The sequence below is a fragment of the Mucilaginibacter mali genome (assembly GCF_013283875.1).
In the GTDB taxonomy this organism is placed as follows: Bacteria; Bacteroidota; Bacteroidia; order Sphingobacteriales; family Sphingobacteriaceae; genus Mucilaginibacter; species Mucilaginibacter mali.
This window is the reverse complement of sequence record NZ_CP054139.1, coordinates 5,771,003-5,785,721: the sequence shown is the minus strand read 5'-3', so window position 1 is coordinate 5,785,721 and position 14,719 is coordinate 5,771,003. Positions and strand designations below refer to the sequence as shown.

The window sequence follows — 14,719 nt, the reverse complement described above, 5'->3', positions numbered from 1 at the left end:
CCAAAAGAGGCTGTCTCAAAAGCGAGGCAGCCTCTTTGTTTTTGAGCGTAATTTTCAGTAACTTAAAGGCATGGGAGGAAAAGTAGTCTTTAAGGAATATGATCCTGACCAGTTAACCTTTTTACCGTATAAACTGGAGGAACTGGTACCGCAGGGTCATCCGGTACGTATTGTATCGAAGGTGGTCGATCAGGTAGATGTTAAACCGATTAACCGCAAGTATAAAGGCGGCGGGGCATCCAGCTTTCATCCGCGGCTGATGCTCAAGCTGCTGATCTACGGTTATCTGACCAACACGTATTCTTCACGGAAGTTGGAAGACCAGGCCGCGCAGAATGTACATTTCATGTGGCTTTTAGGCATGAAAAAGCCTGATCACAATACCATCAACCGTTTCCGGAGCGAGAAGCTGTCGGGTGTTTTAAAGGAGATCTTCTCACAGATCGTATTGTTATTACAGCAGGAAGGTATCGTCTCGCTGAAAGAAGCTGTTTTTACCGATGGTACCAAGATCGAATCGGTAGCGAACAAGTACACTTTTGTATGGGGCAAAAGCATTAAGAACAGCAAGGAGAAGATGAAAGCCCAATTGGATGAACTGTGGAGTTATGCGCAAACCATCGCTGCCGAAGAACTTAAAGACACCGCACCGCTGGAATACAGCGAGATCAACCCGGAAAAAGTAAAAGAAACGATCTCAAAGATCAACGCCGCCCTGGACGATAAGGAAGATGTCGATAAGAAAGTAAGGCAGAAGCTGAACTATGCCAAAAAGCACTGGCCGGAGAACCTGGCCCGGTATGACGAGCAGGAAAAGCTGTTAGGCGGTCGCAACAGCTTTTCGAAGACCGACCCGGGTGCCACCTTCATGCGGATGAAAGAAGACCCTATGCTGAACGGGCAGCTTAAACCCGGATACAATCTGCAGATCTCCACCCAGGAGCAGTTCATCTTGAACTATAGCCTGCACCAAACCACAACCGATTACCAGACCCTTCCATCACACATCGAACAATACGAAACTTTATATCATGCACTTCCAAAAGCGGTAGTGGCCGATGCGGGCTACGGTTCGGACGAGAACTATGGCGTATTACAGCAAAAAGGCATTGAAGCTTATATCAAATACAACACGTTCGACCAGGAACAAAATAAAGGCATCAAAGCATTCGGTAATGACAGTTTGCACTATAATGAACAGGAAGATTACCTGGTATGTCCGATGGGACAACACATGCAGCATATCGGCACCGGGCAGCGGGTCTCCACATCCGGCTATGTGCAACTGATCAGCCGCTATCAGGCGCAGAATTGTGAAAACTGCCCCATGCGGGGCGTTTGTCACCAAGCAGCCGGTAACCGCGTGGTGGAGATCAACCACAGCCTTAGAATACACAAGCAGATAGCGAAAGAAAGATTGAATACCGAACAGGGCATCAAATACCGAAAGCGACGGCCCGCAGATGTCGAACCGGTGTTCGCCAACCTGAAGCATAATCACGGCTTCAGGCGATTCCTGCTGAAGGGAATGTCCAAAACCGAGGTCGAAATAGGGTTATTATCCATCGCACATAACCTCAGAAAGTGGAAAGCCTGATAAAAAAGGCTTTTTATCCGATAAAAACACCTGAACCAACTCAAAAAAATCGAAAGCAGGCTGATACAGTCCCGCTTTCCTAATAACTCATCTAAATCGGCATCAACGAAAAAACCGCCTCATAATTGACTTATGAGACGGCCTCTTTTGGTTAAATTACGTCATGCTGAGTAATATAATCCCGGCGGCCTCTAATGGTTTTTATGACATGCCGATGAAAGCCCCCTCTAAATCTCCCCCAAAGGGGGAGATTTTGGAACCCTCTCCTCTGGAGAGGGCAGGGTGAGGCTTCAGCGGAAAAACAAACACGTCATGCTGAACTTTTTTCAGCATCCCATCATACAGGTCCGGCATGCAAGGTTTAAACCATGCAAATGCCCCCCCCGAAACAAGTCCGGGATGACCTGTTGCTTTTGCAAAAGTTTGTGCCATCAATTCCCCGCATCCCTGCGGGCCTCGATAGTGGCCTGTATGGTACTCGATACATTCGACATGATGTCATAGCCAGTAGCGGCTTCTATCGCGTCTACCGTGGTAATGTACTGCGTCCAGTCAGAGTTAATGCTGTTGATATTCGGCATATCAACAGCTATCACACGGGTATTGGTGGTGATACGGCTTAAATCGTTATTGCCGTTGGCAAGCACCACAATTACTTTCCAGGTGCGGGCTGGCACGGTGATGTGGCCGTTATCAATAGTGGTGGTAGTGCCGCCATTGCTACCGGTACCGCCGCTTCCGTACGATCCGGCTACAACATACAGCTCGCTGCCTGCGTTCACCAGTGTGCGCTCGTAATTTTCAAGGTTGGCCCAGGTTTGCTGATTATTGTTCGGCGCCTGCGGCATCATATTGCTCATCAGGAACGTAGCCTGGTTAGCAGCAACGGTGCTGGTCCTATCGGCCGACGGGCAATTGTGGCCCCTGTCAAAACCCGAACCCGAATAGCTGGTTGAGCCTACTTCATACCATCCGCTTGGTAATGAGGTATCCGCGCGGAAATCGTCCTGGCGGGCCGTAGAACCTAAAGATGTGCTGCCCAAATACCAGCCAGCTTACCCAGTTTGGTTTACCCTGGTCGCGGTTGTACGATTCGGTGAAGTAGGTTTGGTCCATCAGGTAATTGGTAGTGAAAACAATGCTGTTGGTTGCCCCGCTTGGGTTGCCCAGCAGCAGGTTAGAGTTATCGGTAGCTGTACCCCCGCCACCGCCTGTGCCGTTATCGTAGCTATTAACGGTAAAGTCGTCAAGATTGATGCGGTTAGTGCCGCCCGAAGTTTTACGCACCTCGAAGCGCAGCGTACCGGCCTGGTTTACGGTGAAGGTAGCGGTAGCCAAAGTGCTGCTGCTGGTGGTAATAGTGCTGCCTACCTGCGTATAGCTGCTGCCGCTGTTGCTCGATACCCAAAGCTGCCATGCCGAACTGCCATCGCTGCCGTAAACCGCGTGTTTAATGGTTACGGTAGATGCGCCGGTAATTACGTTAAAGCCCATGGTCAGTTTACCGGTATTGCGGATGCGTACCGATTTGGTTCCGTTCTTCGGGTCGGATGTGGTGTTGCCGATCAGGGCATCGTCCATGCTCCAGGTGCCTGATGACAGGGTAACGTTGCCGATGGCATAAGCCGTTTTAGTGCCCGATTCAAAAGTTTCGCTAAAAGTTTGGGTGATAGTGTTCACTTCCAGCTTCGCCATATCGACCGGGGCAGTACCCGATGCAGGGGGTTGCGTATCGATCAGCGCGTCTTTAGAACAGGAAGCCAATACCATGGCCGCCAGCATTACCAGTAACAGTTTTTTTAATTTCATAAGATGGTTTTTTAGTTTTCGAATAAACAATAGGAGTATTAAGTAAAATATCATTTACTATTACGCAATATAGCCAGGCAATGTTATCGTTTTACAACGCCGGGGTTTAAACAATTAGGCACAAATGCAATATTTAATGGTGGGGTAACATAAGGGTAACCCTGTACTTTTAGGTGTCGGGGCGGGGCATTCGTATCATAAGTAAGAGGCACCAAAACAAGCTCTTTTTTGTATCTTGTTCTACGAACCCATTATGCGTTACCTTTTATTTCTCACTACTGCCATCCTGCTGTTATCATGCAAGCGACCAAATCCGGCAGCTAATACCATCAGCAAAATAACCTTGGCCCGAAGCGGTGCATGGAGTTTTTATGGCGATGCAATGTGTATAGATAGCACCCTGGCCTACCATTATTTAAAAAACACGGGGAGCCGTAAACAGCTATACTATCAGGGCAAGATAAGCCAGGCATTTTGGGATAGCCTTAACCGCCATTTCGACGCGATAAAATATCAAACAATTCCCGATTCGACATCCATGGGCGGTCAAGATATGATATTTATGGAGTTGGTTATCCGTTACAATGGTCGCAAAAAACGCATTATACGTATATACCATGATACAAGCGCGGTAGTTAAGGTTTCTAAATGGATAAAGGAAAATGCGGATACCATCAGGCTGGTGCCACTTAATAAACCTGTTTTTTTTGAAACTACCTATCAAAACCCACCTCCCATCCCGCCACTACCATTAAATCGTATACGGCCACCTCACGCCAAAACAGGATATTAAATAGTAAACATCTCCTGCTTTTTTAAACTGCAAAGACTGTACTTTAGCTATCGAACCCGTTAAAACCCTTATGCGTAAAATCATACTGACCCTTACCGGCCTCCTCAGCTGCGCTATACTGTATGCCCAGGAAACCACCGTCCCTGTACAGGAAACCGAGAAGCCATCCATCGGCCCGAAGATGATCGTAGAAAGCCTGAAAGGGCCGATCACCCCGAACGAACTGGCCGCTTTTAAAGCCCATATAGCCGCTGTTAATGTGCCCGACCATAACGATGGCAACATTTGGGTATACGGCAATCCCGGTAAGATAATAGAAGCATGCGGCCTGATGTACGAGGCTACCGGCGACAAGGCGATACTTGACCGCATGCTGTATTACTGCGATGCCGCCCTTGCCGGCCGTAACGACCTGGCCAGCGAAAAAGATGGCGGACAGCGGCCTACCTGGTCGGGGAAGATAGACCCGGTTTGGCCGTCATCAAAAGCGGGGGTTAAACCGGCCAGCGCGGGTGTGGCCGTTGGCAGCGTACTGGCGCATATTTTATACGGCGCTAAGGTTATACTGGCCAACCCTACTATCTGGAACGAGACTGTCGGCTCAGGCAACCCGCATAGTTTTGGCGCTACCTATAAAGAACGCGCGCTTAAATATGTAAAAGAGTGCGACTATGTGGCGGATAGCTGGATGCTGCCCACCTTTGTCCGTGCCGATAAAAAATTCTACTTCCCCGGCCCACCGAACGATTATAAACCCGGCGAGGCCGTACCCTGGAACCAGATTTGCATGTTCACCAACGGACTGGTACGCCTGGCCGAATGTCATGACCTGTTGAAAGACGCTCCCGAAAAATCGAAGCTTTACACCGATCTGGTAAAAGTTAATTTCGATTGGTTTAAGTCCACCGTTGTTCACGGTACGTCAGCAGCGGGTACGCCGGTATGGAAATTCAAGTACGCCTTAATATCCCGCATGGAAGATACCAACCATTTTGCCTACGACAGTGAGGGCATGTACCTGGCCTACATCAATGGCAAATGCGGCGTTACCCTGCAGGATATGACCATTATGGCCAACACCTATTTTGATGTAGTACTGACCACTGTTAAGGACGGCAAATTTGCCGGTAATGTAGACGGCAGCACCGGCACCGGTCACGCCGGCGGCGATAACTACGTGCGCGACGAATACATTTACCTGGCCGATATCCGCAAAGACCAGTTCAATAAAGTTGGCGAGATAGAGCAGGCCGCTAAAAAGATAGCCGTATCGCCGCAGATCACCGCACGGCTGCTGTGGTTAAAGAATAAGCGGTTTAAGGCGGGAATGTAAAGGATGTGCAGATGCGTGTATATGCAGATGTGCAAATAAAAAAATTAGCTGGCGCAAGTTTAAGGGTTGGTGGTGTGGTGGCTCAACTTGTGTCCTGGGTTCGCGGAAGTTTGAAACTTCCGCGATAATAACCACAGGTTACGCTGCGCTAAACCTGCGGCAGCATGAGCGGGGATGTAGATGATCGTCGAAAAGAGACTTACAACAATGACGTGATGATAAATCGACGTATTATACTAATCAACGAACAAGCTGTCTTTGTGCTCGGCCATAAAATCCTTTAAACCCCTTTGTGTTTTTTGTGGATTTGCCAATTTGAAATTCCTTTGTGAACTTTGTGGTTAATCGCCACCAACCAAATTCCTAATTTTTTTAGCATTTTCATTGCTCATCTAAAAAATAATCCTCATTTTTGAATCAGCTGCATGTTTGCATACAGGCATACTTGCACATCAAAAATTGGCAAAAACTAAAGTATCGTACTTCTGTCAAAGCTGCGGCTTCGAGGCACCAAAATGGCTGGGCAAATGCCCCTCCTGCAGCCAGTGGAATACCTTTGTTGAAGAAATTGTAGAACGGGCAAACCCATCAGTACCCGACTGGAAGCCACAGTCTACCTCGCTACAGCGTGCAAATAAGGCTGTGCCTATTGATAAAATAGAATTTGATGAGGAACACCGCATCCTCACGCCCGATAAAGAGTTTAACCGCGTGCTGGGCGGCGGCATCGTAGCCGGTTCACTGGTATTGATAGGCGGCGAACCGGGTATCGGCAAATCTACCCTGATGCTGCAGCTATCGCTCAATATGCCTGGCTTGCGGGTACTATATGTATCGGGCGAGGAAAGCGACCGGCAGATCAAGATGCGGGCAGAGCGATTAGCCCCCCAGCCCCCTGAAGGGGGAGCAGGAAGCCAAGCAACTCCCCCTTTAGGGGGTGGGGGGGCTGGCGGCGATTGCTATATCCTCACCGAAACATCAACCCAAAACATTTTTAAACAAATAGAGCAATTACAGCCCGAACTGGTGGTGATCGATTCGATACAGACGCTGCATTCGGCGCATATCGAATCTACTCCGGGCAGTGTATCGCAGGTGCGCGAGTGCACGGCCGAGTTATTGCGCTTTGCCAAAGAGAGCGGTACGCCGGTATTTTTGATCGGTCATATTACCAAAGACGGCATGATAGCTGGTCCGAAGATACTGGAACACATGGTAGATACGGTGCTGCAATTTGAGGGCGACCGCCACCACGTATACCGCATACTCCGCGCGGTGAAGAACCGTTTCGGCTCAGCGTCGGAATTGGGTATTTACGAGATGCTGGGCGCAGGTTTGCGCGAGGTGTCTAACCCGTCAGAGATCTTATTATCGCAACGGGAAGAGCAGTTAAGCGGCATCACCATCTCGGCTACTTTAGAGGGCATGCGCCCCATGATGATAGAAACCCAGGCGCTGGTGAGTACATCCGCCTATGGGACGCCGCAACGCTCGGCTACGGGCTTTGATACCCGGCGGATGAATATGCTGCTGGCCGTGCTGGAAAAACGCTGCGGTTTTAAATTAGGCGCTAAGGACGTCTTTTTGAACATTACCGGCGGCATCCGGGTAGAAGACCCGGCTATCGACCTGGGTCTTGCCGCTGCCATCATCTCATCGCACGAGGATATCCCTATCCCCTTTAAAACCTGCTTCGCCGGTGAATTGGGCCTCTCGGGCGAGATCCGCGCCGTTAACCGGGTAGAGCAACGCATTGCCGAAGCGCAAAAACTTGGCTTCGAGCAGATCTTCATCTCCAAGTACAATCTCCCAACCGGCGGTAACGACAAAAAACGCATCGATCTGAGCCGCTATGAAATAGCGGTGAAAACGGTGGGTAGTATCGAGGAGGTGTTCACCCTATTATTCGGATAAGATGAGTGGGTAGGCGAAGCGCTAAGCCCGCGTTTTAATACCGACCCTGTTTAACATAATAAAAAAAAGCAGTAAAATTGAAAAAATGAACAAAACCCCAAAATAAACTATCTATCAAATAGTTACAAGCCAATTTTTGTTCAAATCATGTTCAATATTTCAATTTGTATTTTTCAATAAATTTTTATATATTATTGAAAATACAAATTCAATAAAATCAAAAAGGGCGCGACTGATTTTAGTCGCGCCCTTTTTGATTTTATTGTTATCAACCGGCTTATGGAGTAGCTGAAACCACTACTTTGCGTATTACATTATTATTGTAATCGGCCACATAAACATTGCCTGCCGCGTCGGTGGTGATACCTTGCGGATTGCTAAATTTGGCCACTGTTCCCTTGCCCTCGGTATAACCGCTTACATTGGCGCTACCCGCAATAGTGTATAATATCTTAGTAGCGGTAATTTCCAATATACGGCCCGATTCATCAGTAATAAACATATTGCCTGCCTTATCGGTAGTAATACCTACCGGCAGGTTAACGGCATCGTTTAAAGTGGTTGGGTTTCCTGCAATGGTAGTTACTGTACCATCAGTAGCAATTTGCCTGATGGCATTGTTAGAAAGATCGGCTACGTAAAGCACGCCCGCCGCGTCGATGGTGATGCCACATGGGTTATTAAACCGGGCACTGGTGGTTAACCCATCCGAATAGCTGGCAACGTTTGTACCCGCAAAAGTAGTTACCACACCTGCCGGCGTTATTTTGCGGATAGCACTGTTACCCCTGTCGGCTACGTAGATATTCCCCGATGCATCGGCCACTAAGCCTGCCGGGCTGTTAAACCTGGCCGTAGCACCTGTACCATCGGCAAAGCCAACATAAGCGCCACCGGCTAAAGTGCTTACTACACCCGCCGATGTTATTTTGCGGATAGCGTTATTACCCACATCAGACACATAAAGATTACCCGAACCGTCAATAGCGATATATTGCGGGCTATAGAAACTGGCGGCTGCCCCGGTGCCGTTAGCATTACCCGGTGTAGCGCTGCCGGCCAGCGTGCTTACCGTACCGGTTGTTGATATTTTGCGGATGGCATTATTAAAGGCGTCGGCAACATAGATATTCCCTGCAGCGTCGGCCACAACCCCCTGCGGGCTGTTAAACGAAGCTGTTTTTAAAGGGCCCTCAGTATAAGCTGCTGTACCGCTGCCGGCATAAGTGCTGGCTGTGCCTGCAATGGCAAATGTAGCTGTAGGCGTAGTAAACTGTACTACACCACCATAGGTAATCCCCCCCTTAGTATCGATAGCGTAAGCACGCAAATAATAAAGCGTATTAGGTGTCAGGCCGGTAGCTGTTGCCGAAAAGTGAACGATATTGGCTGTAGTTAACGCCGTTTTTGAATCGGTTGTAACCGGGGTTTTGTTGGTAGTGCTCCAGCATACACCATACTCGCTAACCGTGTTGGTAACATAATTGGTAATATAGCCGCCACTTTGCGCCGATGTTGTTGTTAAATTGGTAATGAGCGTGTTTGTAGTTACCGCCGGCACAAACTGAAGGCCAGTGTCGTCTGATGATTTATTGCAGCCCGTAAACACTAAAACCGACGGCACCAGCATCAATAAAACTATACTTAATTTACGTAGAGAAGACCTCATTTGTTGATAATGAATATAAAACTTTAAAATAACAGCTTTATCTGCAAAGATATTAACCTAAGCCGATATTTTAACACTATTTAACAATAAGCTGCTTAAGCCCACAAACCTTTACAACCGCAAATTGTAATAAATAATATCAGTACCCCAGGTGTATGAAAAAGCTTTTGTTGCTTGCTGCTTGCTTTTTGCAGGTTTGGCTGTATGCGCAGCCCCTGCCGCATGGCACTGTTTATGGCCATAAACCCAGCCGTGTTGGTTTAATTCCTGCCGAAAAACTGGAGACTTATATGAGTAAGCGTACCCGCATTAGTACAACTACACAAGGCAAAATACTGGCGGTTACCAAAAGTAAAGGTGGCTGGTTTACCATAGATGCCGGCCATGGGCGCACCATAGCCGCGCATTTCAAAATGGAAAATATCAATATCCCAACTAAGTTAAAAGGCCGCACTGTGATGATTGAAGGCGTTGCCCAAAAACAGCGCGACGCGGCAAACATGCAGCATTTTGCCGGTGAAACAACGGCCGATGCAAAACAGCATGGCATTAACAACCGGCAATTGTTGTTTGAGGTTAGCGGACTTGAAGTAATACGATAGGCGTGAAACTATAGCGACAATATCTCTACGATCTTCAAAAAGTTATCGTTTATTTCGATGTTGTGCTTAATGGCATGCTCAAACGGAGTATAAGCCAGTTCGTTACTGATGATTCCCACCATCTCGTTCCTGCGGCCTGCTAATAAACCTTCAACCGCGGCCACACCTATACGGCTGGCCAATACACGGTCCATACAACTTGGGCGACCGCCACGCTGGATATGGCCCAGGATGGAGATGCGGGTATCGTACTGTGGATAGCGCTCCTTTATTTGCCTGCCTATCTCGAAGGCATCGCCCGCCTCACCGCTTTCGGCCACCATTACAATTTTTGATGATTTATCCTTACGGCCTTTTTCCAAACGCTCGTAAAGGGCGTTCAAGTCGGTTTTACTTTCGGGGATCAGGATAGCCTCGGCACCGGCTGCAATACCGGTACGGAGTGCGATCAGGCCACAGTCGCGGCCCATTACCTCTACAATAAACAGGCGGTCGTGCGATTCGGCCGTATCCCTGATCTTGTCCACCGCGTCAACCACGGTATTAATAGCGGTATCGTAGCCGATGGTAAAATCGGTGCCCAGTAAATCGTTATCTATGGTACCAGGCAAGCCAAGTACAGGGATATCATATTCGTGCCCGAAGATGCGCGCGCCGGTAAAGGTACCATCGCCACCTATAGCTACCAGGGCATCTATACCATTCGCCTTCAACTGCTCGTAAGCAATCTTACGGCCCTCAGGTGTGCGGAACTGATCGCTGCGTGCGGTTTTTAGGATGGTGCCCCCGCGCTGGATGATATTGGCAACCGATTTACGGTCCATATTAAAAATATCGCCACTGATCATGCCCTCGTATCCGCGACGGATGCCGGCAACTTGCAGGTTATAATATAAGGCGCTGCGTACCACCGCGCGGATGGCAGCATTCATACCCGGGGCATCGCCGCCGGATGTAAAAACACCTATTTTTTTAATTTCAGCCATGTGTTTTTCTTAAATAGGCGGCAAAAACCGCCGTTTATAACGCGCAAACACTTAGTGTAAGTATTACGCTTAGGTGTGCGAATTTAGTATAATTTTTTACTCCTTGCAGATATTATTCAACCTATTTGTTATTTACTTAACCACAAAGGCCGCAAAGGGAAAAACACAAAGGGCACAAAGATTTTAGTTTTAGATTTCGAGTTTTTTAAGGTCACAAAACCCATTGCTACCTTTGTATCTTGTTTTCTTTTTAATGCTTTGTGCTCTTTGTGGAATCAACACCACGAAAGTCTTCGTGACCTTCGTGGTTAAATCACCAACAATTTATTACGCAACCTGAATTATTTAATCAATTAAAATCGCCTTAACTTTGTTTCTATAAATTATTCAATATGCCCCAACAACAAAAAACCGAACGTGAACCGCATCCCAAAGGCCCCATCTTCGTCCCCAAAAGCATCGGCTTTGGCTATACACTGAACTTTGCCCGCTGGGAATCGTTTGTGATAATCGGCGTTATTGGGCTGCTGGTTATTGCCCATTGGCTATACCGCAAAGGCGAGATCAAGTTTTAACCCCCCTTTATAAATGCAAAAAAGGCGATGCTAACCGCATCGCCTTTAAAACGCAAAACATCACGTTTAATTACCTTTTTTATAGGCGGCAATTCCGCTATCCAGGTACTTTACATATTCATCAACATGAAAATTGGCGCCTTGCGGCGGTACCAGCGCGTCGCCCTTCTCGTTAATAATTACGTAGTACGGCTGCGCGTTAGAATTGTATTTAGATATCTCCAGGTCCAGCCATTTAGCGCCCAACTCGGTGATCTTTTTCCCGGTAAGCGCCGATGTAAATTGTTCTGACGGTTCTAAAACGGTTTTATCGTCTATCACCAACTGCACTACTACAAAATCGTTCTTTAAACGTTTTAGCACCTCGGGCGATGGCAATACATCAGCTTCCATTTTTCGGCAGTTTACACAGTTCCAGCCGGTAAAGTCTATCAGGATGGGCTTGTGCTGCTCTTTGGCAACGGCAACGGCCTGGTCGTAATCGTACCAGTCGTCAATACCCTTAACCTTTGGCATCCGCTTAAATATCTCTTCGTATTTTTTGATTTTGATGGATGACGAACTTGCTGCGGCAGGAGCGCTGCCACCACCGGCCCCACCAGACAGATCAAAGTCCTGTGTACTCAACGGAGGCAGGAACGCGCTGATGGATTTCAGGGGAGCGCCCCATAAGCCCGGGATCATATATACCACAAAGGCAAACACCACCATGGCGATGAAGGTACGCGGCACCGACATATAAGCCAGGTCGCTATCGTGCGAGAACTTGATCTTACCGATCAGGTAAAGGCCCATCAGTATACCAATGGCTATCCACAGCGACAGGAACACCTCTCGGTCGAACCAGTTCCAATGATAAGCCAGGTCGACGTTTGAAAGAAATTTCAACGCAAAAGCGATCTCGATAAAGCCCAGTATAACCTTAACACTATTCAGCCAGCCACCCGATTTTGGTAGGCTTTTCAGCGCCGACGGGAACATAGCGAATATCGTAAACGGCAATGCCAGCGCCAGCGAGAAGCCCAGCATCACAATAGCAGGTGCCAAACGCTCGCCCTTGGTAGCGGCCTCAACCAGTACCGAACCAATGATGGGACCGGTACACGAGAATGATACCACCACCAGCGTAGCCGCCATAAAGAAGATACCGATCAAACCGCCCTTATCCGAGTTCTCGTCCATTTTATTGGCCAACGAACTTGGCAGGGTGATCTCGAACGCGCCTAAAAACGACACGCCGAACACCACCAGCAGCAGGAAGAAGCAGAAATTGAATATCCCGTTGGTTGCCAGCGCATTCAAGGCCGACGGACCGAACAACAAGGTGATCAGAAAGCCCAGGGCCACATAGATCACGATGATAGACAGGCCGTAAAGCGCCGATTGCGCGATGGCCTTACTCCTGCTGCCTCCCTTTTTGGTAAAGAAGCTCACCGTTAATGGCAGCATCGGGTAAACGCAAGGCATTAAAAACGCCGCGAAGCCTCCTAAAAAGCCGGCGATAAAGATCTGCCAAAGCGTTTTCGGTTTTTCATCCGATTTTTTTGGAGCAGTAGTAACCTTTGCGGCATCGGCCTTCTTAATACTGTCCTGTTTCTTTTTAAAAGCCTTGATGCTATCGGCTTTGGTTGGGATACTGGTAAACTGCACATCGGCGGTGCTTATCGTATCTGTTTGCGCAAAGGCAACGCCACTGGCTGTAAAAGCCAGCAGTGCGATTAATAAAACAAGTGGCTTTAAACCACGCTTAATGAAATTCCTCATTGGTGGTTTACAGCGCTACGTTAACCGAAAAGTCAACAGTTTCGGGCGGAAGACATTTCTGATCGTTACAGGTCATAAACTCCAGTGTACCTTTAACAGTGGCTTTTTTGCCTTTCAGTTTTACTTTTTGCTGAAACACTACCGCATTTTCAAAATAGGTAAGGGTCATGCCAAAGTTCTTATCATATTGGCTAATAGGTTTTGGCTCGATAATTTTACCCTCCGGCGTAAAGTCGCCCGATTTAGCAAACTTGAACGATGTTTTTATCGGTCCGCCTTCTTTAATATAAGCCGAGTAGATATGCCAGCCGTCGTCAATAGTAGCTTTTAATAAAACTACGGCCTCGGTAGCGCTTACCTTTTTAGCAGCGTAAGCCCAGTTCACGTGACCTTCAATCTGCGCGAAAGCGCCGCGGCCCGCAAACATCACAATTAATACTAACAGTAACTTTTTCATTATATGATATGCTTGTTTGTTATTTGTTTAAAAATACGATTTGCTTCAAATTAAACTCTTTTTCCCCGCTTTCGGTACTTAGTACCAAAAAGCCGGTATTCCTTACACCGGTAATGCGGCCCTTAAAGGCTACACCGTCTGACATGAAATCCCGCTCCTGGTTTAACCAGTATAAATTGGCTAAGTATTGCCGGTGTATCTCATCCAGCCGCCCGGCCTTTAATTTTAAATACCAGGCTTCTATACTTCCGCAAATTTGTAATAATAATGCGGATAGTTCATAATCCTTATGTAATATCTGTTTTACCGAAGCAGGGTTGGGTACCCAATCGGGGAAAACTTCCTGGTTAATATTAAGCCCGATACCCACTACCGAATTTTTGATACCGCTACCCTGCACCATGTTCTCTATCAGTATACCGCCCAGCTTTTTATCGCCATAATAAATATCGTTGGGCCATTTAATTTGGATGGGCAAACCGGTTACCTGCTGCATGGCAGTTACTACGCCCAGGCTGATTGTCTGTGTGAGGTAAAATTGCTGTTGCAGGGGCAGGAACGAAGGCTTTAACAGCACGCTGAATGTCAGGTTTTTACCCGGTTCGCTATTCCATTTATTTTGCTGCTGGCCGCGCCCGGCATACTGGCTTTCTGCCATAATGACCGTTCCATCGGCAACTGGCTTGGAATTTGACAGTAATTCCTTTAAATAGTTATTTGTAGAGTCGGCTTCTTTTAGTGTAACTAAATTTTGTCCAACAAATAATGATGAAAATATGTTATTTTGCAATGTATATTAGCAATTATCAAATTGGGTCAAAATTAAACCTTTTTAATGGTAAAAAATAAAGCGTTAAAAGAGTCGGCATACTTGTCGGAATTAGCCATACATGGCATGCAGGAGAAAAAGGGGAACGATATTGTGAGGCTGGATCTTAGAAATATCTTCAGTTCTGTATCAGATTACTTTGTGGTATGCAACGCCGACTCGGGGACACAGGTAAAGGCAATAGCCAACAGTGTGGAAGAGGAAATTTATAAAGCCACCCAACAGGAGCCGTGGCGCAAGGAAGGCCTGGAACATGCCGAATGGATACTGCTGGATTATGTAGATGTGGTAGTCCACATTTTCAGGACCGACAAACGGGAGTTTTACGGGATGGAGGATTTGTGGGGGGATGCCGAAATTAAAAATTACAAAAGCGCTTAAACAATCTGTC

Annotated in this window: 15 protein-coding genes; 7 read left to right on the top strand and 8 right to left on the bottom strand. The window is 47.5% G+C overall.

Annotated elements, in window-relative coordinates:
- The first annotated feature begins 70 nt into the window (after window positions 1-70).
- Window positions 71-1,597: an IS1182 family transposase gene (locus HQ865_RS24585; protein ID WP_173413881.1), complete on the top strand. Its 1,527-nt coding sequence runs from the start codon at window positions 71-73 to the stop codon at window positions 1,595-1,597.
- 201 nt (window positions 1,598-1,798) lie between these two features.
- Here HQ865_RS24585 and HQ865_RS24580 read toward each other — a convergent pair whose 3' ends face one another.
- The 3 genes from HQ865_RS24580 to HQ865_RS25890 form a co-directional block, all read right to left on the bottom strand.
- Window positions 1,799-1,951, bottom strand: coding sequence for a hypothetical protein (locus tag HQ865_RS24580; protein WP_173417442.1), 153 nt, complete (start codon window positions 1,949-1,951; stop codon window positions 1,799-1,801).
- Between the two features lie 77 nt (window positions 1,952-2,028).
- On the bottom strand, window positions 2,029-2,640 hold the full coding sequence (locus HQ865_RS25895) for a DNA/RNA non-specific endonuclease (RefSeq protein ID WP_202020428.1): 612 nt from the start codon (window positions 2,638-2,640) through the stop codon (window positions 2,029-2,031).
- Window positions 2,561-3,406: a hypothetical protein gene (locus tag HQ865_RS25890; RefSeq protein ID WP_202020427.1), complete on the bottom strand. Its 846-nt coding sequence runs from the start codon at window positions 3,404-3,406 to the stop codon at window positions 2,561-2,563. Before HQ865_RS25890 ends, HQ865_RS25895 begins: the two co-directional genes overlap by 80 nt.
- Before the next feature lie 253 nt (window positions 3,407-3,659).
- On the opposite strand from HQ865_RS25890, the gene HQ865_RS24570 reads away from it, so the two are divergent.
- The 3 genes from HQ865_RS24570 to radA all read left to right on the top strand — a co-directional run bounded on the left by HQ865_RS24570 (window position 3,660) and on the right by radA (window position 7,446).
- The gene (locus tag HQ865_RS24570) at window positions 3,660-4,199 is read left to right on the top strand and encodes a hypothetical protein (protein WP_173417441.1); all 540 of its coding nucleotides are present in this window, start codon (window positions 3,660-3,662) and stop codon (window positions 4,197-4,199) included.
- 70 nt (window positions 4,200-4,269) lie between these two features.
- Window positions 4,270-5,532, top strand: coding sequence for an alpha-1,2-mannosidase (locus tag HQ865_RS24565; RefSeq protein ID WP_237073579.1), 1,263 nt, complete (start codon window positions 4,270-4,272; stop codon window positions 5,530-5,532).
- Window positions 5,533-5,991: 459 nt separating this feature from the next.
- Entirely contained in the window at window positions 5,992-7,446 is a 1,455-nt protein-coding gene (gene radA, locus HQ865_RS24560; RefSeq protein WP_173417440.1) for a DNA repair protein RadA, read from the top strand.
- Between the two features lie 277 nt (window positions 7,447-7,723).
- Here radA and HQ865_RS24555 read toward each other — a convergent pair whose 3' ends face one another.
- Window positions 7,724-9,115 (bottom strand): NHL repeat-containing protein, encoded by a 1,392-nt coding sequence (locus tag HQ865_RS24555; protein ID WP_173417439.1) that lies wholly within the window; start codon window positions 9,113-9,115, stop codon window positions 7,724-7,726.
- A 155-nt stretch (window positions 9,116-9,270) separates the two neighbouring features.
- Here HQ865_RS24555 and HQ865_RS24550 point away from each other — a divergent pair, with 155 nt between their 5' ends.
- Entirely contained in the window at window positions 9,271-9,717 is a 447-nt protein-coding gene (locus tag HQ865_RS24550; RefSeq protein WP_173417438.1) for a DUF4920 domain-containing protein, read from the top strand.
- Between the two features lie 8 nt (window positions 9,718-9,725).
- On the opposite strand, the gene pfkA is transcribed toward HQ865_RS24550, so the two are convergent.
- Entirely contained in the window at window positions 9,726-10,703 is a 978-nt protein-coding gene (gene pfkA, locus HQ865_RS24545; protein ID WP_173417437.1) for a 6-phosphofructokinase, read from the bottom strand.
- A 392-nt stretch (window positions 10,704-11,095) separates the two neighbouring features.
- On the opposite strand from pfkA, the gene HQ865_RS24540 reads away from it, so the two are divergent.
- The gene (locus HQ865_RS24540) at window positions 11,096-11,278 is read left to right on the top strand and encodes a DUF5808 domain-containing protein (RefSeq protein WP_173417436.1); all 183 of its coding nucleotides are present in this window, start codon (window positions 11,096-11,098) and stop codon (window positions 11,276-11,278) included.
- Window positions 11,279-11,344: 66 nt separating this feature from the next.
- Here the strand turns inward: HQ865_RS24540 and HQ865_RS24535 are convergent, their stop codons facing one another.
- From HQ865_RS24535 to HQ865_RS24525, 3 genes are read right to left on the bottom strand one after another with little or no spacing between them, the layout of a single operon-like run.
- Window positions 11,345-13,042 carry a protein-disulfide reductase DsbD family protein gene (locus tag HQ865_RS24535; protein WP_173417435.1) on the bottom strand — a complete coding sequence of 566 codons (1,698 nt, stop codon included), beginning with the start codon at window positions 13,040-13,042 and terminating at the stop codon, window positions 11,345-11,347.
- A gap of 7 nt (window positions 13,043-13,049) precedes the next feature.
- The gene (locus HQ865_RS24530) at window positions 13,050-13,499 is read right to left on the bottom strand and encodes a protein-disulfide reductase DsbD N-terminal domain-containing protein (RefSeq protein WP_173417434.1); all 450 of its coding nucleotides are present in this window, start codon (window positions 13,497-13,499) and stop codon (window positions 13,050-13,052) included.
- A gap of 19 nt (window positions 13,500-13,518) precedes the next feature.
- The gene (locus HQ865_RS24525; protein ID WP_173417433.1) at window positions 13,519-14,289 is read right to left on the bottom strand and encodes a biotin--[acetyl-CoA-carboxylase] ligase; all 771 of its coding nucleotides are present in this window, start codon (window positions 14,287-14,289) and stop codon (window positions 13,519-13,521) included.
- Window positions 14,290-14,334: 45 nt separating this feature from the next.
- On the opposite strand from HQ865_RS24525, the gene rsfS reads away from it, so the two are divergent.
- Entirely contained in the window at window positions 14,335-14,709 is a 375-nt protein-coding gene (rsfS, locus tag HQ865_RS24520; protein WP_173417432.1) for a ribosome silencing factor, read from the top strand.
- The last annotated feature ends 10 nt before the right edge of the window (window positions 14,710-14,719 follow it).